This window comes from Mucilaginibacter pineti, from assembly GCF_900101875.1.
In the GTDB taxonomy this organism is placed as follows: Bacteria; Bacteroidota; Bacteroidia; order Sphingobacteriales; family Sphingobacteriaceae; genus Mucilaginibacter; species Mucilaginibacter pineti.
This window is the reverse complement of record NZ_FNAI01000001.1, coordinates 972,127-991,188: the sequence shown is the minus strand read 5'-3', so window position 1 is coordinate 991,188 and position 19,062 is coordinate 972,127. Positions and strand designations below refer to the sequence as shown.

The 19,062-nt window shown below is 42.6% G+C and carries 10 protein-coding genes and 1 tRNA gene; 9 read left to right on the top strand and 2 right to left on the bottom strand.

The features are described 5' to 3' along the window. Positions 1 to 858, bottom strand: a complete 858-nt coding sequence (locus BLS59_RS03915; RefSeq protein WP_091144601.1) for an SPFH domain-containing protein — start codon at positions 856 to 858, stop codon at positions 1 to 3. Positions 859 to 976: 118 nt separating this feature from the next. Here BLS59_RS03915 and BLS59_RS03910 point away from each other — a divergent pair, with 118 nt between their 5' ends. The 9 genes from BLS59_RS03910 (at position 977) to BLS59_RS03870 (ending at position 14,788) form a co-directional block, all read left to right on the top strand. Continuing rightward, positions 977 to 3,046 (top strand): HD family phosphohydrolase, encoded by a 2,070-nt coding sequence (locus BLS59_RS03910; protein WP_091144597.1) that lies wholly within the window; start codon positions 977 to 979, stop codon positions 3,044 to 3,046. 81 nt (positions 3,047 to 3,127) lie between these two features. Continuing rightward, positions 3,128 to 3,217: transfer RNA gene (locus tag BLS59_RS03905), tRNA-Ser, on the top strand. 143 nt (positions 3,218 to 3,360) lie between these two features. Further along, entirely contained in the window at positions 3,361 to 5,058 is a 1,698-nt protein-coding gene (locus BLS59_RS03900) for a trypsin-like peptidase domain-containing protein (protein ID WP_091144594.1), read from the top strand. A 197-nt stretch (positions 5,059 to 5,255) separates the two neighbouring features. Next, a complete protein-coding gene (locus tag BLS59_RS03895) occupies positions 5,256 to 6,377 on the top strand; it encodes a sensor histidine kinase (protein ID WP_162842551.1) in 1,122 nt (373 codons plus the stop codon). Then, positions 6,377 to 7,099: a LytR/AlgR family response regulator transcription factor gene (locus tag BLS59_RS03890; RefSeq protein ID WP_091144588.1), complete on the top strand. Its 723-nt coding sequence runs from the start codon at positions 6,377 to 6,379 to the stop codon at positions 7,097 to 7,099. Before BLS59_RS03895 ends, BLS59_RS03890 begins: the two co-directional genes overlap by 1 nt. 21 nt (positions 7,100 to 7,120) lie before the next feature. After that, positions 7,121 to 7,996 (top strand): DOMON domain-containing protein, encoded by an 876-nt coding sequence (locus BLS59_RS31150; RefSeq protein WP_143014041.1) that lies wholly within the window; start codon positions 7,121 to 7,123, stop codon positions 7,994 to 7,996. An 87-nt stretch (positions 7,997 to 8,083) separates the two neighbouring features. Continuing rightward, positions 8,084 to 10,969 carry an outer membrane beta-barrel protein gene (locus BLS59_RS03880; RefSeq protein ID WP_091144581.1) on the top strand — a complete coding sequence of 962 codons (2,886 nt, stop codon included), beginning with the start codon at positions 8,084 to 8,086 and terminating at the stop codon, positions 10,967 to 10,969. A gap of 170 nt (positions 10,970 to 11,139) precedes the next feature. Beyond that, positions 11,140 to 13,221, top strand: a complete 2,082-nt coding sequence (locus tag BLS59_RS03875; RefSeq protein WP_091144578.1) for a sulfatase-like hydrolase/transferase — start codon at positions 11,140 to 11,142, stop codon at positions 13,219 to 13,221. A gap of 25 nt (positions 13,222 to 13,246) precedes the next feature. Continuing rightward, on the top strand, positions 13,247 to 14,788 hold the full coding sequence (locus BLS59_RS03870; protein WP_091144574.1) for a sulfatase family protein: 1,542 nt from the start codon (positions 13,247 to 13,249) through the stop codon (positions 14,786 to 14,788). Positions 14,789 to 14,818: 30 nt separating this feature from the next. Here BLS59_RS03870 and BLS59_RS03865 read toward each other — a convergent pair whose 3' ends face one another. Next, positions 14,819 to 18,940, bottom strand: coding sequence for a hybrid sensor histidine kinase/response regulator transcription factor (locus BLS59_RS03865; protein ID WP_091145095.1), 4,122 nt, complete (start codon positions 18,938 to 18,940; stop codon positions 14,819 to 14,821). Between the last annotated feature and the right edge of the window lie 122 nt (positions 18,941 to 19,062).

The following is a 19,062-nucleotide window of genomic DNA, read 5'->3' as shown; positions in this document are numbered from 1 at the left end:
TTAATGGTATAAAGTACCGGTGTTTACAACGGGGTTAACGGCCTTATCGCCGCAAAGTACTACCAGCAGGTTGCTCACCATGGCGGCTTTACGTTCTTCATCCAGTTCTACAATATTTTTTTCTGATAGTTTGGTAAGCGCCAGTTCAACCATGCCTACTGCACCTTCAACAATAAGTCGACGGGCTGCTATAATGGCTGATGCCTGCTGAACTTGCAGCATGGAATGTGCAATTTCTGGTGCATAAGCTAAGTGGGAAATACGTGCCTCCAATACCTCTATACCGGCGCGGTCAAGCCTTTCGTTCAGTTCTTTTTCCAGTAACATGCTCACCTGTTCGGCACCACCGCGCAGGGTAATGGTGGCGGTTTCGTCCTCCAGGTTATCATAAGGAAAAGAGTTTGCCAGGTGTCTTACGGCAGCCTCACTTTGGATATTTACGTATTGAATGTAATTTTCAACTGCGAAAACCGCACTGGCCGTATCTTTTATCTGCCATACAATTACCGCGGCAATTTCAATGGGGTTACCGATGCTATCATTCACTTTAAGCTGTTGCCCGTTAAGGTTAAATGCTCTAAGCGATACTTTCTTTTTAGTGGTGAAGGGGTTTACCCAAAAAAAACCATCCTTTTTAACGGTGCCTGTGTATTTACCAAAAAGCGTAAGCACTTTTGATTCGTTAGGGTTTACAATAACAAGGCCGGGTAGTATAAAAGCAATGGATAGCATGCCAATGGCTGCGCCAATAGGTTCTTCGCCTATAAAAAAGCAGGCACCTGCAGCTGCCAATAATAACAGGAATAAAATAAATGCTGCAAAGCCTGATGGGGGATTGATTGTTTTTTCAGAGTCCATGATTGATTTAAATTGATTTTAAAATGATATCACAAAGATATCAAACTTAAATTGATAATAGCAAGAAAAACTGCATATAACAGAAACTTATATTATTTTTGATTGGTTAATTAATTAAATGGCAAAACTATCCTCCTCGCGCCAAAAGGCTTTGATGCGCAAATATGCCCGCAACGTTAAATTTTTAATGATGCTGCTAAGCATCGGCCTTATTGTATTTTTTTTACCTAAGCAGGCAAAATTTGGCTATGAATACGAAAAAGGCCGTATCTGGAACCAAAAGGACCTCATATCGCCTTATAACTTCGCCATACTAAAAACCGGGCAGGAAATTGATAATGATAAAAAAGCTGCTTACGAAAGTATAACCCCTATTTATCAGCTTGATGCTACTATGGAAGGTAGGCAACTGGAAGGTTTTAAAAGCGATCTGGAAATAAAATGGCACAATGCGGGCATTAACGACCGCTTTAAACCACTCTATATTACAACAGGTACCAGCCTGCTGAAAGAGATATATGAAACAGGTATTTTAAAGCTTAACGACAAGTACCTGCAGCATTCAAAAAACTATCCGGTAACTATTCTTAATAAAAATGTAGCCGACGACAGAAATACTAACGAACTTTTTACCCGTGAAAAAGCCCTTGCTTATAGCGACAAAATACTCAGTAAACGAACCGATGTTGATAAGGCTTTCCTGCTGGACCTGATCCAGAATCGTGTACAAAATAATTTGAGTTATGACGATAACTTAACCTCACGCATGGAAACGGAGGTAATTGATGGGCTATCCATAACCCGCGGCATGGTGCAAAAAGGGGAGGTGATAGTTTACAAAGGATCGGTCATTAACGATGATATTTACCAGAAGCTGGAATCCTATAAAAAAGCCTTTGAAGATAATGCCCGTGTAAACGGAAGCCATATATTGGTATTGTTGGGCCAGTTTTTACTGGTTACGATAGCCATTTCGTTATTGATGATATTCCTACACCTTTTCAGGAAGGATATTTATGCTGATAACCGTTTAGTTGGTTTGATATTATTAGTAATTACAGCTATGCTGGCCACCTTATCGGCCGCTATTAAATTTCAGGTGCCAACTAATCTTTATTATATTCCTTATTGCATAGTACCCATCATCATCCGTATTTTGTTTGATACCCGTTTGGCGCTTAATATACATTTGCTGGTAGTGCTTATAGCAGGCTTTTTTGTACCGAACAGCTTTGAGTTTGCATACTATGAAATTACGGCGGGTATGGTTTCTATTTACAGCATTAAAAACCTCATCCGTCGCGAGCAGTTCCTCATCTCGGCAGTTATTATAACCTTTACCTATTTTGTTGCCTTTTTGGGCATCTCCTTCATTCGCGAAGGTACCTTTCTTGATATCGACTGGATGGATTTTCTGCCTTTTGTGGTGAGCGTGTTGTTAACCCTGCTGGCATATCCATTGATCTACCTGTTCGAAAAGATCTTCGCTATTACGTCGGATATTACGCTCATTGAGCTTACCAATACCAATGCACCTTTACTGCGCGAACTGGCCTTTACAGCACCAGGAACGTTTCAACATTCGCTGCAGGTGGCTAACCTTGCCGAAAATGCCATTTATACCATTGGCGGTAACGCGTTACTGGTAAGGGCAGGGGCATTGTATCATGATATTGGTAAAATGGAAAATCCATTGTTCTTTATAGAAAATCAAAGCTCGGGCTTTAACCCGCATGATAAACTGCCTTATGAAGAAAGCGCGCAGATAATCATCAGGCACGTAAGCAGAGGGATTGAAATGGCCCGCAAAGCCAACCTGCCAGAAATTGTTGTCGACTTTATCCGTACGCACCATGGTAATACGCGGGTCGATTATTTTTACCAGTCGTCATTGAAGAATTTTCCTGAAAAATTCATCAACGAGAACATTTTTAGGTACCCCGGGCCCATTCCTTTCTCCAAAGAAGCGGGTGTTTTGATGCTTGCCGACTCGGTTGAGGCGGCATCGCGCTCATTAAAAGAGCCCGATGAAGAATCCATAAGCATTTTGGTAGATAGGATAGTGAAATACAAACTGGATCAGAATCAATTGAAAGACAGTAATATAACGCTGAAAGATATTGAAACTATCAAAACGATTTTCAAGCGGATGCTCATGAGTATTTACCATGTGCGAATAGATTATTAGAAAATGAACTTTTTTTTTGACGGGAAAGGCGAATTACTATATTTGCAGTCCCGGAAAAAAGGGGATGTATTAAAAAAATAAGGTGAGGTGCCTGAGAGGCCGAAAGGATCAGTTTGCTAAACTGACGTACGGGAAACTGTACCGAGGGTTCGAATCCCTCCCTCACCGCCAAAATGAGTGTCTAAACTCGCAAACCCCTCTAAATTGCTTATTTAGAGGGGTTTTGTTTTTATATCTCCCTGAAAGTTATGTATATGGTACAGGCCCTGAATTAAACTTCCGGATAACTTTTTAATATCACACCACCACTTATAATGAAAAAACTATTTTTATTATTCTTTTTCCTGCAATGCTTATGGTATGCATCGGTTGTCAAGGCCCAAAAAGCAAATCCCATTCAATTACAGGAGCACGTTAAAACGGCAATAAAAAAAGCCTACGCCGCCAGCGTGCTTATGTGGGAATATGATACCGTACAATATAGCCGGATGAGCGCACAGTTCAGTGGCGTTGTAGTTTCTGCTGATGGGGAGATCCTAAGCGCGGCGCATGTAGTAATGCCGGGCAAAACCTACCAGGTGATGTTTCCAGATGGGAAGCAATGTATAGCCCGTGGCTTGGGTCGTATAACTATTCCGCCAACATTTATGCTGCCGGATGCAGCTATGCTTAAAATAATTGGAAAAGGCAGTTGGCCATTTGCGCAAATGGGTTGGTCTTCATCTCTTAAAATAAACCAGCCTTGCATTAGTATAGCTTATCCTGAAAGCCTGGAACAGCGCCGGCCCGATGTAAGGTTTGGCCACATAGCTGTTTTAAAGAACAAATATGGTTTTATGGAATCAACTTGTGTAATGGAACCCGGCGATTCGGGCGGCCCGTTGTTTGATCTGCAAGGCCGTTTGATAGGCATCCATAGCGGCGTTGAAAAGCTGGAGGATATTAATTATGAAGTTCCGGTAGATACCTATCGCAAATACCATACGGCGCTAATCCGCGCAGAAAATTATGCAGCTATGCCTTCCGATACCAATATGGTGTCGACAGATCCGTTGGCTAACAATACTATTACGGCAGAAAACCCGGATGGCTATTTAAAAAAGACGGCCAACCGTTTTAAAGCAACTTGCGTAAAGATCAGCAGCATTGTTGATGGCAGAACGCAAACCATATCGGGAGCTGTTTTTTCTTTAGAGGGGATCCGGGTGAAGGAAGCATTTAAGGATATCAGCATAGTGCTGAGCAAAAACTCCATGATAGGGGATGATCCTTCTATTACTTTATCCAACGGGAAAATTGTTAAGGCAACCGTTGCCCGGCGAAACAGGGTCAATGACCTGGCGATATTATTACCGGTTTCTAATATAGGGCAGGGGATCAACCTGCAATTACCTGTGGATACTCTTAAAATAAATGATTTAGGCAATTTTTTAATTTCCATCCGTCCGGATTCCGTGTATCGGGGCAGTGTTTTAGGGAGTGTGGGAGTAACCCTACCCAAGATAACCAGCTACGGCTATTTAGGTGCCGTTACCCGGCAAAAGGAAGGATTATTGTTGTTTACGTTTATTCAGCCCAAAAGCGCGGCTGAAACTGGCGGACTGCTAACAGGTGATCAACTTTTAACTGTTGATGAAAAAACTGTAAACGATGAACTGGATGTGCTTAAAGCACTCCAAAAATTCCGTACCGGCGATACAACTACAATGGCAATTATTCGCAAGGGAGAGCGGATGATAAAAAAGATCGTACTGAAATATCCACCCCAAAAGGTCACCGATCATCCGGCCGATCACTTCTCAGGTGGAAAAAGCATCCGGAAAGATGGGTTTGAAAACGTATTTGTTCATGACGCAAGGATAACACCATGGGAGTGCGGCGGCCCAATATTTGATGCTGCCGGCAACTTTATGGGTATAAATATAGCAAGGCTAAGCAGAACGAGCACAATTGCCATACCTGCTCCCGCAGTGAAGCTTTTTATAGCAACAGTTACTGAAGCGTTTAATTAAGCAAACGGTATTCAAAAGCCTGTAAATTATATAATTTACAGGCTTTTTTGTTTTTGGGGTTACCCAAATTGGGAATAAAAACTCATAAGAAAACATGAGTGGTTATATTTTTTTGTCGTGGAATTACACCTTCCCGTCTAAAAATCGGGATGCTTTATCTAATATTTAAAATTCGTTTCCATTTAACGCTTACATTTATGGAAATGGCATTTAAACAAATATATACCAACAGATATCTGCGACCCGTGATCCATGTTTTGTTCTGGAGCCTGGTGATTATTTCGCCTTATCTTTTCCGTAATCCAAATACATGGAATGGTTTTAGTAACTGGCATTATAAGCTGATGATCAATAATATGATCCTGGCCGGTTTCTTTTATTTAAATGCCTACGTTTTGTACCCGGTGTTATACAAGCGCGGCCGAATATTGTTGTACATAATATCATTAATAGCAATTGTTGCCCTGGTCATGTACCTGTCGCATTTTATTGATGGGCAATTGGCATTGGTTCGCTCGCCTGATATGGGGCATTTTCGTCCCGGGCATCATGGGTTTGGTGGCAGGCCACGATCTGGTTTCCGGCCAGATTGGCGCGGTTGGGATCGTGCCTGGTTCGGCTGGTATTTTACCAATATCATAACATATATTTTTATCATCGGCATCAGCATAAGTTATCGCATCATTATTGATAATTCTAAACAGGAAAAAATCAGGAAAGAAAAAGAGAACGAAAGCCTGAAAACAGAGCTGAGTTTCCTTCGATCGCAGGTTAGTCCGCATTTCATTTTCAACATCCTTAACAGCATGGCATCAATGGCACGTAAGAAGTCTGATATGCTGGAGCCGTCCATCATTGAGCTTTCGGGCCTTATGCGTTATATGCTTTATGAAAGCGATGAAGCAAAGGTTTTGTTAAGCCGTGAGGTAGAATATCTGAAAAGTTATATCGCATTACAGCATTTACGATTTGGCGATGATGTAACAATTGTGTTCAATGTTCCGGAAGACATAAATGCTTACTACATTGAACCCATGATATTGGCTCCTTTTGTTGAAAACGCGTTTAAGCATGGTGTTGGCCTGATTACCAATCCGCAGATAGATATAACCCTTGAGGTTAATAGGGAAACCAGATGGCTTCATTTCAAGGTGGCTAATGGTATTGCACCTGTTTCCGATTCAAAGGATAAAAGTTCGGGCATAGGGTTAACAAATGTAAGGCGGCGGCTTGAATTGCTGTACGCTGGTAAACATAACCTGGAGATCATAAATGATGGGAAAGTGTTTATTGCCGATGTTAAAATAAAGTTGGATTGATGATGCGATGTCTTGTAATTGACGATGAAAACCTCGCGCTTGAACTGATGGAGGATAATGTGGGCAAAGTACCGTATCTGCAGTTGCAAGGATTGTGTAAAAACGCGATGGAAGCCATGGAGTTTTTGCGCCGGGACACCGTTGATCTTATTTTCCTGGATATACAAATGCCCGGCATTTCGGGAATTCAGTTTTTAAAAAGCCTGGTGAAACCACCGATGGTTATTCTGGTAACTGCGTATGAGAATTATGCGCTTGATGGATTTAACTTAGATGTAGTTGATTACCTGCTGAAACCATTCTCCTTTGAACGCTTTTTAAAAGCGGTGAACAAAGCCAACCAATTGAGTTCCGTTCGCTTGCAACAGGATGTTCCTGTAAATACATCCCCGGCCGATGGCTATATTTTTGTCAACGCCGATTATTCAATCGTACGGATAAATATTCCGGATGTGATGTACGTGGAGGGCCTGAAGGACTATATTAAGATCTACCTAAAAAATACCGACAAACCGGTAATTACCCGTTTAAGTATGCACTTCATGGAAGGTAAACTTCCCACCAGTGGTTTTGCCCGGGTGCATCGGTCTTACATCGTTGCGTTGGATAAGATCACCTCTTTTAAACGGAACCGGCTGATGGTGGGTAAGATAGAAATACCCGTAGGTGATAACTATAAAGATAAAGTATTAACCTATATAGGTTACCAGGATAATCAATAAAAGCGCTCTAATAAATGTGCCATGAAAAATAACATACAAATGCTCATCAGAAGTTTTTTATACATCACCTTAACAATAGCTTTTTGCCCAATTGCCTATGGACAAAAGTTAAACAACGTTCAGGAAGGGGCAATACAGGCTCCGGCCAGCGTTAAAATAGACGGTAAATTACTAGAATGGGGTGGCGGCCTGCAGGCATATAACAAATCTACCGGGCTTTATTACACTTTGGCTAATAATGCCCAGAATATTTTCCTGGTCATTCAATCTACAGACCAAATAAACAGCCGGAAGATCATTGCAGGCGGTATAAGCCTCACCATTAATACCGATGGAAAGAAGAAGGATAAAGATGCGTTTGTAATTACCTTCCCTATGGTTAGTCAGTCTGCTATGCGCGGGCAGTTTCGCCGGCGCGGTAACAGCGGAGACCAGCAAGGCGCACCGGATTCGGCTGCAATTTTAGCCATGAGGCAGCAGGTACATAATGCTGCAAAGGAGATAACTGTGAGCGGATTTAAAGATATTGCCGATAGTGTGATTTCCATTTACAACGAATACGGGATCCAGGCTGCGGTGGATTATGATGCTAAAGGCAATCTGGTTTATGAACTGGCACTACCTTTAAGTTTGCTCCATATAGCTGTGGCCGACGCTAAAGAACTGGCTTATAACATTAAAGTGAACGGTATTCAACAAAGGAATCGTGAGGGTGATGGCGGCGGTGGAAATGACGGCTCAGGCGGTGGTTTTGGCGGCGGCGGCGGTCGTCGGGGCGGTTCAGGCGGCGGTGGTTTTGGCGGTGGCGGCGGAAGAGGCGGTGGCGGTGGTGCTGATCTGCAAAGCATGATGAGCCCGACCGACTTCTGGGGCAAATACGTCCTGATAAAGAACTGATCACATCCTGTATCATTTGAAATTAACAATTAGTTGAAAGACTGACAAAGTATCCTATTGCCCTGATAATCTGCTTAAACCTAACTTATGAAAAAAATATTACTCATTCTTATAATGGTCGCTATCCTTGGGGGAGGTGCCTTTGCGCAAAATGTACCTGTGAGAAAAGCGGTTCAGCCACCACCGTTGTCCCTGCGGCAGGTTAGTGGAATTGTTAAGGATAGTACCGATGAAACCCTGGTAGGTGCAATGGTTAAACTGGTATCGCCAAAAGATACGGTTAGCACCGCTACAAATGCAAACGGGATATTTATTTTTAAGAATATAAGATCGGCTACGTTCACCCTTACGATAAGCAGTATGGGGTACCGCACGCTTGTGAAAAAGATGCTAAATAATGACGCCGTTCCCCGATTGGTATTGGACCCCATCATATTAAAATCACAGGTTAACGCCCTTAAAGAAGTAAGCATCAACGGTACGCCGAGTATCGTTTATAAAACCGATACCGTGGAATATCGGGCCAGCGACTATAAAGTACGTGAAAATGCCACTGTTGATGAATTATTGAAAAAAATGGAGGGAATGGAAGTTGGTTCAGACGGTACCGTAACCCATCAGGGTCAGCAGATCACAAAGGCAAAGCTAAATGGAAAGGAGTATGCCGGCGGCGATGTTGCACAGGCCATTCAGAACCTGCCTGCGGATATTGTAGATAAGATACAGGTTGTTGATGATTATGGCGACCAGGCCGCCCGCACAGGTATCAAAGATGGCGATCCGCAAAAGATATTAAATATAACAACCCGGGCAGATAAGTCGGTTGGTACCACCGGGCGTATAACCACCCAGGCAGGAAATAACGACAGGTATAACGGGCAGTTATTTGTACAACGTATTGATGCGAATGAACAGTTGGGCGTTATTGGGCGCATAGCCAATACGGTAACAGGTGTGGCTTCTACAGGAATCGCTGGTGGTGCCACTAACGGCGGCGGAGGAGGCACTGGTGTAGGTGCCGGAGCAGGACGGGGAGGCAGCCCAGGTACTACGTTTTCAGCCTCGCCCTCTTTTAACTACCGCGACCAATGGAATAAGAAATTGCAGGTGGTTGCCAGTTATGCTTATCGTTACAGCGACAATAACTCTGTTAACAGCAGTTATGGACAAAGGAACTCAACCCTGGGTTCCACTGATTTTACATCCCAAAGTACAAGAGAAAGTAAAAGCAAAGGTCATAATGTAAATTTTGAGATGGATTACAGTATAGACAGTGCTAATTATTTGCAGGTTACCCCAACATTCAGTTATTCCAGCGCTACAAGTTCCAGCAGTTCATTAACTGATAATATCAATAATTTCACGACGGGCTTTGAGCACCCGGTTGTAAGCGGGGTGAATAGCAATTTAAACAGTGCGCCAAATTATGGCGCCACCGTATTTTATCAGCATATCTTTAAAAAACCTCATCGTAACGCATCTGTACAATTCAGCATCAATAGGTCAAACAGCCAGGCAAACGGCGACGTAGATAATGATTACCATTATTATTTTGATACCACAAGGGATTCCCTCCTGAAAGACTCGGCGTCGCATTTGTTGACGAACCGTACCAGTAAAAATACCACGTACCGTACCAGTGTAACTTATGTTGAACCCATCAGCCTGTCATCGCAGTTTGAGTTTAACGGACAGGTGCGTACCGCTGTTTATGATAACAAAGCTATCTCGGATACGGTGCTTGCAAACGGCCAGGTAGAAGAATTGACAAGACTTGATAACATCTACAATTACTCCTTTACGGAAACAAGGGCAACGTTTAATTACCGATATAATGGCAAAAAGGTGAACTTGTCATTAGGAACAACCCTGGTGCCAACGTTATTAAAAGGCACCAAGATCAATAACGGTAACAGTGAGAATGTTTCTACATCGCGTAGCGATTTCAAGATCATTCCTGTATTCAGGCTTTCGTATTCATGGTCGCGTACCGAAAGGATTTCGCTTGCCTACTCCGGTTCTAATACCGAGCCCAATTTTCAGCAGATCCAGCCGTTTACAGACAGGTCTGATCCTAACAATATTATCGTTGGTAACCCTAATCTTAACCCTACATTTACAAATTCACTTAATTTAATCTACAACAATTACCTGCCCAATTCAAAGTTTAATTTGTCGTTTAACCTCAACGGAACAACTATAAGTAACCAGGCTACCACCAATGTTTTGCAGATAAAGGAATTTCTCTCTGCTGATCCTGCCGACCCAACCAATCCCGCGAAGTTCAAATACAGGACCATTAACGAAATTCACTATATCAATATCAATGGATCGCACGCTATTGTGGGGCGCTACAACATAGCCAAACAGTTTGATGATCGCCGTTACAACCTATCGCTCAACGGAAATGTTACCTACAGTTATAATAACGCGATGAGTAACAGCGTGCTTTACCACAATACTAACTGGCGCTTTGATGAGCGTTTTGGGCCACGGATAAGCCCGAACGATTGGCTGGAGGTAAACCCATATATTGGGTATGATGTTTCACGTTCGTTTACAACCCTGCGCAACGCCGATCCAACATCGCTGCGAACCACCTCCCTTGGAATTGACGGAAGGGTTTATTTCCTTAAAACCTTCCAGGTGAATTACAGCGCCTCTAAAAATTATGTAGATGGTTTAACCGGGATCACCAGCAATCCGTTTGTGATAAATGCCGGTTTCGAAAAAGAGTTTTTTGCCAAAAAGAACCTGGTGCTAACCTTTAATGTTTACGATATTCTTCATCAGAATAATTTTATCCAGCAAACGCTTTCGCCACAAGGCGGGTACACCAATACCTTATCAAGCACCTTAAGCAGATACTTTTTAGTGGGCTTACGCCTCAACCTTCAAAAATGGAGTGGTTCGCCAAAACGTAACGGTAAAAACATGAACCGCCGTGGCGACGGCAGTTTTATCTATGATTAATTAATTTAATTGAACGTTATCAAACGTTTGCGTTAAATTAAATCGCTTGTACCTAATGCTTGTTAATTAAGTTCACATGCAAAAGCTGTATTTTCCGCTTTTGCATGTGAACTTAATTGTTTGTTTTCGGCTGTTCCGTTAGCATTTGAAACAGCGTTAAATTTAGAACTATGAAAATAAAATATTCTACGGTAGCTACAGTCACTTTATTGCTATTGAATTTTTTCAATGTTTTAACTGTAAAAGCCCAATCTAAACCTAACATTATTTTTATCCTTACCGATGACCTTGGCTATGGAGATATAGGCGTTTTTTTTCAAAAACAACGGCAAGAATCCGGCGATAGAAGCAAGCCCTATGAACTAACGCCTAATCTGGACAAAATGGCCGCTATGGGCGCCCGTTTTACGCAGCAGTATGCAAATGCACCTGTTTGTGCGCCTTCACGGGCATCGCTTATCACGGGCGTAAACCAGGGGAATGCATCGGTACGGGATAATCAGTTTGACAAAGCGATAGAAAATAACCATACGATAGCTACGGTTTTAAAGCAAGCGGGGTATCAAACCGTAGCTATTGGCAAATGGGGACTGCAGGGCGTTAAAGAGGAAGGCCCAAACTGGCCCGCACATCCGCTAAAAAGAGGGTTTGATCATTATTTTGGCTATATGCGTCATTCAGATGGGCATGAACATTACCCGGTTGAAGGTTTATATAGAGGAAAAAAGGAAGTTTGGGACGACTATAAAGAAGTATCTGCCGGGTTGAACAAGTGTTACACCGCAGACCTTTGGACGGCCGCCGCAAAGAAATGGATAGTAGATCAGCAAACAGGTAAAGCTGCAGAAAAACCTTTTTTTATGTACCTGGCCTATGATACACCCCATGCTGTGATAGAAATGCCTACACAGGCTTATCCTGCAGGTGGTGGACTAAAAGGTGGTCTGCAATGGCTTGGAGAGCCGGGGCATATGATCAATACCGCAAGTGGTACTATTGATTCTTATCAGTATCCTGAGTACGCCAATGCCACGTATGATGATGACAATGATCCGGCTACACCAGAAATAGCGTGGCCCGAAACTTTTAAGCGCTATGCAACAGCAACGCGAAGGATTGATGATGCCGTTGGCGATGTTATGCAGTTGCTGAAAGATTTGAAGATAGCAGATAATACGCTGGTTATTTTTACTTCTGATAACGGGCCGTCTATCGAATCATATTTGCCGGCTTCCTATAAGCCTAACCAACCAACATTTTTTGGAAGTTACGGGCCGTTTGATGGTATTAAAAGAGATTGCTGGGAAGGCGGACTACGCATGCCTACAATAGCCGAATGGCCCGGACATATTAGCCCGGGTAAGGTGATTAATACACCCAGTATGCTATCTGACTGGATGCCTACTTTTGCTGATGTTGCTCATTTACAACCGCCGGCAAGAGTGGATGGCGTTTCATTGCTACCCTCATTAACCGGCAAAGGAAAACAACAAAACGGGTTGGTTTATGTAGAGTATTTTGAAGGGGGAAAAACACCTGGCTTTAAGGAATTTGAAGCAAGCCGAAGGGAACGTAAACGCGATCAAATGCAGGCAATACGCCTGGATGATCTGGTAGGGGTACGGTACCAGGTTAAATCCCCTGAAGATGATTTTGAAATATATAATGCCGTTATCGATCCCAAGGAAATAGACAACCTGGCCTTAAAACCCGGTTATGAAAGTATACAGGCGCAAATGAAGACCAAAGTATTACAGGTGCGCCATGCCGATGCCGAAGCGCCGCGTCCGTATGATAACGCGCTTATACCTGCAAATACAATTACAGGAGAATTAAAAGCAGGCATTAGCTGGAAATTTTATGAAGGCGATTTTCCCTGGGTAATCTCTGAACAAAATTTGACAGCCAGTAAAAAAGGGACAGGTAACGCAATAACCGGCAAAGAAGCCGGTAAAAAAGATGGTGTGGTATGTTATGATGGATATATAAAAGTGCCGGCTGATGGCAAATATACCTTCTCCTTACAAACAACCGGCAAAGCCTATTTCCGTTTGCATGAGGCTACGTTGATTGACGAAGATTTTGGTTATATGCCTAATACAAAAATAACGCAGGATATTTATTTAAAAGCGGGGTATCACAAGATAAAGCTGAATTATTTAAGAAAAGAAGGTGCACAGTCCGAAGTGAAATTGGAGTGGAAAAGCACTGATGGTCATTGGAAAGCCGTTGGTACTGATTTGTTTTACTAATAACGAGGTCGGATAATAAAAAACGATGAGAACATATAAAATATTTTTTACTGCTGTTTGCTTTTTATTGAGTTGGTGTGCAGCCGATATATGTTGCGCCCAAAAGAGGCCTAATATTGTCATCATTATTTCAGACGATCATGCTTACCAGGCTATCGGTGCTTATGGTAGTAAGCTGATGCAAACGCCTAATATTGACAGAATTGCCAAAGAAGGAGTTGTTTTTAATAAAGCGTATGTAACCAATTCCATCTGTGGCCCAAGCAGAGCCACTATTTTAACGGGGAAGTATAGCAATAAGAATGGTTTTAAAGATAATGAGCACTCCAAGTTTGATGGATCGCAGGATTCATTTATAAAACAATTGCGGGCAGCTGGTTATTTAACGGCCTGGATTGGTAAATGGCACCTGGAAACAGAGCCGCAGGGATTTGACTACTGGCAGATATTGCCCGGACAAGGACAATATTACAATCCTGATTTTTTGATGATGGATGGTTCAAAGAAACAAATAGATGGCTACGCCAGCAATGTAATTGAAGATGTTACTGAAAACTGGCTGGATACCCGCGATACCACCAAGCCGTTTTGCCTGGTGATAGGCCATAAAGCTACGCACCGTACCTGGCTACCAGACACAACCGACCTGGGGCGTTTTGATACGGTAACATTCCCCTTGCCACATGACTTTTATGATAAATATGCAAACCGGGAAGCGGCTAAAGTACAGGATATGACCATTGCCAAAACAATGATCATGGGGTATGACCTTAAAATGTTTACCAGTGATGAAGAAGAAAGCAAAGAGGGTACCATTAAACGCATGAATCGCGCACAAAAAAACAGAATGGATGCCTATTATAAACCTATATATGAAGATCTGAAAGCAAGAAACCTGACTGGAAATGCTTTGACCGAGTGGAAATACCAGCGCTACATGCGCGATTATTTAAGCACTGCAACCGCTCTTGACAGAAACATTGGCCGTACTTTAAATTACCTGGATGCACACCATCTTGCCAAAAATACAATAGTGATCTATCTATCTGATCAAGGTTTTTACCTGGGCGAACATGGTTGGTTTGATAAACGCTGGATCTATGAAGAATCATTCCGTACGCCAATGGTAATGCGCTACCCTGGTAAAATAAAACCCGGAACTAAATCAAACGATTTTGTTTTGAATCTGGATATCGCGCCTACAGTATTAGATGCCGCCGGCGTTGGTATACCTAAGGATATGCAGGGCGAGTCGATGCTACCCCTATTTGCAAAAAATAAAGCTACAGGTCGGGATGAAATATATTATCATTATTATGAAAACGGCGAACATTCCGTATCACCACATTTCGGCATCAAAACAAAAAGATATAAACTCATTCGTTTTTATACACGCGTAAACTCATGGGAATTGTATGACCTGCAAACAGACCCTCACGAAATGAATAACCTATACGGCAAAAAGGGATATGAAAAAATTACTGCTGGTTTGAGAGTTCAGCTAAAAAAAATGATCAGCAAATACCAGGATGATGATGCTGCGAAGATATTTTCAACCCCAATATAAACTAATAAGGTGTACAGCAATCCTGGGATGCTAATTCTTCCGTTCGGCTGTCAAATCGCGGATGTATTGTGTGGGTGTTTTGCCGTATTCTTTTTTAAATGCTTTGGTAAAATAGGATTGGGTTTGGATGCCCACCCGGTAAATTACTTCCGTAAGCAAAACATCTTCATGGGTTAATATTTCAATGGCTTTTTTGAGCCGGATACTCCTGATAAACTCATTCGGTGCCTGGCCAGAGATCTCTTTTATTTTGTGGTAAAGTTTGGTCCGGCTCATACCAATGGCGCTGCAAAGCTGGTCTACATCCAAATCGGGATTACTTAATTCTTTATCAATGAAGCTTAAAAGTGTGTCCAAAAACTCTTTATCTTTTGTAGAATGAACCAGTTCGCGAACTTCAATATGGTGATCCTTTAAATAACGGTCCTTCAGTTTTTGCCGCTGCTCAAAAATATTGCGGATAGATAAGGTAAGCAGGTTTATGCTGATCGGTTTGGGCAGATACAAATCGGCCCCTGAACCTATGCCCTCAATTTCGGCCTGCAGGTTGGTTTTGGCCGTGAGCATAATAAACGGGATATGGCTGGTATTGATATCCTCTTTAATAGTACGGCAAAAATCAACGCCGTTAAGCCCCGGCATCATCACATCGCTTATAATTAGATCCGGAAACTCGTTCCTTGCTTTTGCTATGCCCGAGTTGCCATCGGCAGCCTCCGTAATGGTATAAAGATCGCTCAGCGAGCTTTTGATGAATGCCCTGATCTCGTCATTATCTTCCACCACCAGTATACGGTATTGTTGCGTGCTACTTATTGGTGTTTGTTTCTCAGGATATAGCAGTCCGTTAGGCATTGGTAGGTCTGCCTGGATACTTTCCAGCCGGGTACCACCTTCCTGCGTGGTTTTTGACCATTTTTCGTTGGGTTGGTAGTCGGTTTCCAAAATGGGTAGGCCAATAATAATATCTGTTCCCTGGTGGCGTTGGCTATATACATAAATATCGCCCTTGTGCAAAACGGTGAGGCTTTTTACGAACGCCAGGCCAATGCCTGAGCCAAGGTGCGATTCGGTAATGCGGTAATAACGTTCAAAAAGGTGTTGAATAGATTCTTTTGAAATGCCGATGCCATTATCTGAAATGCGGATATAGGCATACTTACCCGCCCTGAAATTATTTTTAAGGATCAATTCGTTTTCATACGGCGATTTAAAATCACGCAGGCTGTCCAGTACTTCTACAGTAATACAGCCTTTACCGGGCGTGTATTTTAACGAATTATTGATAAGGTTGAGTACTATCTTCTCCAACACCTGCCTGTCGAACCAGGCAGCAGGCAGGTCATTTACCGAAACAACATCCAGTGTTATATTTTTTTGAATAGCCGCTTCTTTAAATTCTGCCGCTAATTCTGCTATAAATGCCGGAAGGTTTCCCTGTATCACGTTTAGTTTAAGTACGCCCGTTTCTACCTTCCTGAAATCCATCAGTTCATTAATGAGCAGCAGCAACCTGTTGGCATTGCGATACATCACCTCGTAGTACTGGCTGGATGCAGACTGCCCTTTTTGCAGCAGCGTTTCCAGCGGACCTAATATCAGCGACAAGGGAGTACGGAACTCATGCGAAATATTTGTGAAAAATTGCAATTGCAATTGGTGCATCTCTTCCCGCCGGGATTCCTCTAATCGGCGCAGGTCCAGGTTTTTTTTAAACCGGAGGAGCTGATAAACGCTGACAGTTAAAACCAAAGCCACCAGGGTGCGGAACCACCAGGTAGCCCAAAAAGGAGGGGTGATGGTTATGGTTAGCGATGCACCCTTATTGTTCCATACGCCATCATTATTGGCGGCAGTTATCACAAAAGTGTAGTCGCCGGGTGCAAGGTTGGTGTAAGTTGCCTTGCGCTCATTAGTAAAATGCCAGGTAGGGTCAAAACCTTTAAGCCGGTATCTGTAGGCGTTGTTTTCGGTGGCGGTGTAGTTAAGCGCCGCAAAATACAGCGTTAGGCTGGATTGACGATAGCTAAGCTTTACAGATTTAGTTACGCTGATGTCACTACTCAATGGCGAACCCGGCGTATCTGGCGAGATCATTTTATCAAACACCTGGAAACCGGTAACATAAACCAGCGGGATATATGCGTTTGCTTTAATTGCGGCAGGATTAAACACATTAAACCCATTAACCCCGCCAAAATAAATGTTACCGTTTTTTGCCTTGAGCGATGAATTGGCTTCAAATTCCTGCCCTTGCAAGCCATCGGCAATATTATACCTTGTAAATTGCAGGTTTTTGGGGTTGAGTTTTATTAATCCGTTTGTTCCCGAGATCCAAAGGTTACCGGTTTCGTCTTCTTCAATGCCTTTGATAACGGTTGTCCCCAGCCCTGCTTTATCGGTATAAATTTCAAATTTGTTTTTGCTGTCGTTAAAAAGGTAAAGGCCGTTTTGCCCGAGCCATACCCTGCCTTTGTGGTCAACAAAAATGATCCGCAGATCGGGCAGTTTTTCAAGGTTGTTAAAATAATGGCTGAACCGTTTGGTTAGCAGATTATAACAGTTCAACCCGCCATCATCGGTACCAATCCATAGGTTTTTGTGCCCGTCTTCATTAAGGGATACAATATTGTTACCCAATAATTGGGTTTTGTTATCTGGTGCTGTCTTAATTCGCCTGAATTGATACGTTCGCTCATCCATTAAATTAAGACCGCCATAGTACGTAGCCACCCAAAAATTACCTTCGCTGTCTTTAAAAGCTTGTTGAACATAATTGGAACTGATGGTGGTTTTATCGGAAGGGTTATTGGTAAAATGCCTGAAATTTCCGCTTGCCTTGTCGAAGTAATTCAGTCCGCCCCCCCAGGTACTTATCCATACTTTTTTTTCATCGGCTTTATAAATATCCAGTACGGCATCGGCTGCAAGGCTTTGGCTGTTGTTGGGATTATAACGGTAATACTTGAAGGTGTTTTTTAACGGATCGTAAACATTTATACCGCCGCCATCGGTACCAATCCAAATACGGTGCTGTTCATCTTCGCAAAATGCCCTTACATCGTTATAACTTAAACTGTTATTGTCGGGTTCGTTTTGCAGTAATCTGAATTTATTGGCCTTTGGGGTATACAAATTAACGCCGGCGCGGTGAGTGCCCACCCATAAATTACTTTGATCGTCCTCGAAAATGGCTGATACCGTTCTTTGCGATAAGCTGCCGGGGTTTTCAGATACGTTTTGATAATTGGCAAATGAATTGTTTTGCGGGTTAAACAGACTTAAACCACCATTAATACCACCTGCCCAGATGTTTCCTTTACGATCAATCAACAGGCATTTAACCTGGTCGTTGGCAAGGCTACCTACGTTGTTTTGCTGATGCTGGTAGCGCTTAACAGTTTTGCTTTTAAAATCAAGCTGCATTAACCCGCCGTTTTCAATACCAAGCCAAAGGTTGTGCTGATGATCTTCCTGTATGGCGTTAACAGGCAAGTTTAAGGTGTTGATGCCGGACAAATTGATTTCGGAACTAAAGGTGTGCTTGTTTCTGTCAAAGCTGTTCAGCCTGGTGGCGGTGCCTATCCATAAGGTGTTGTTGCTGTCTTCATAAATATAGTTCACCGCGCTTTTTGCAGGGGTATAAAAATGTGCAAAGGAATTTGTTTCAGGGAAGTATAAGTTTAAGGAACCATCAGCTGTACCTATCCATAAATTTCCTTGCCTGTCGTTATAAATACAATTTATAGTGTTGCCAGATATAGACTGTTTATCGGCGGGCAGGTGTTTAAACCGGGTAAACTTATTTTTAAACTGGTTAAACCTGTTGAGCCCGTTACTTGTGCCTATCCAGAGTTCATGCCGGCTATCCTCCTGTAAACAACGGATGTAATCGTCGCTCAGGCTGGCCGTATCGGTAGGTTTGTTTTTAAAAACGGTTATCTGGTAGCCATCATAACGGTTTAGGCCATCGCGGGTGCCAAACCACATAAACCCCCGGTGGTCCTGGTAAATAGCTTCAACGGTGCTGTTGGATAAACCCTGGAAGCTGTTGATATGGCTGAACTTTAATTTAGGTGCCTGGGCATTTGCGGGTAAAAAGCAGGCAAATGCACCTCCCAATATCAAGACCGTCAGCCTTAAAATAATCATTTTTTTTGGTAAGGCGGTATATGCAATCAGCATTATTACTGTACAAATAAATTATAAGCGGGCTTTTATTGGCTGGTACGTTGGCAACAGCAATATTAAATAATAAATGTTAAAAACACATC

Bases quoted from the DNA above. Each gene is read 5' to 3' on its own strand.
- BLS59_RS03865 (WP_091145095.1), bottom strand. From the start codon at position 18,940: ATGATTATTTTAAGGCTGACGGTCTTGATATTGGGAGGTGCATTTGCC.
- BLS59_RS03875 (WP_091144578.1), top strand. From the start codon at position 11,140: ATGAAAATAAAATATTCTACGGTAGCTACAGTCACTTTATTGCTATTG.
- BLS59_RS03880 (WP_091144581.1), top strand. From the start codon at position 8,084: ATGAAAAAAATATTACTCATTCTTATAATGGTCGCTATCCTTGGGGGA.
- BLS59_RS03915 (WP_091144601.1), bottom strand. From the start codon at position 858: ATGGACTCTGAAAAAACAATCAATCCCCCATCAGGCTTTGCAGCATTT.
- BLS59_RS03890 (WP_091144588.1), top strand. From the start codon at position 6,377: ATGATGCGATGTCTTGTAATTGACGATGAAAACCTCGCGCTTGAACTG.
- BLS59_RS03895 (WP_162842551.1), top strand. From the start codon at position 5,256: ATGGAAATGGCATTTAAACAAATATATACCAACAGATATCTGCGACCC.
- BLS59_RS03870 (WP_091144574.1), top strand. From the start codon at position 13,247: ATGAGAACATATAAAATATTTTTTACTGCTGTTTGCTTTTTATTGAGT.
- BLS59_RS31150 (WP_143014041.1), top strand. From the start codon at position 7,121: ATGAAAAATAACATACAAATGCTCATCAGAAGTTTTTTATACATCACC.
- BLS59_RS03900 (WP_091144594.1), top strand. From the start codon at position 3,361: ATGAAAAAACTATTTTTATTATTCTTTTTCCTGCAATGCTTATGGTAT.
- BLS59_RS03910 (WP_091144597.1), top strand. From the start codon at position 977: ATGGCAAAACTATCCTCCTCGCGCCAAAAGGCTTTGATGCGCAAATAT.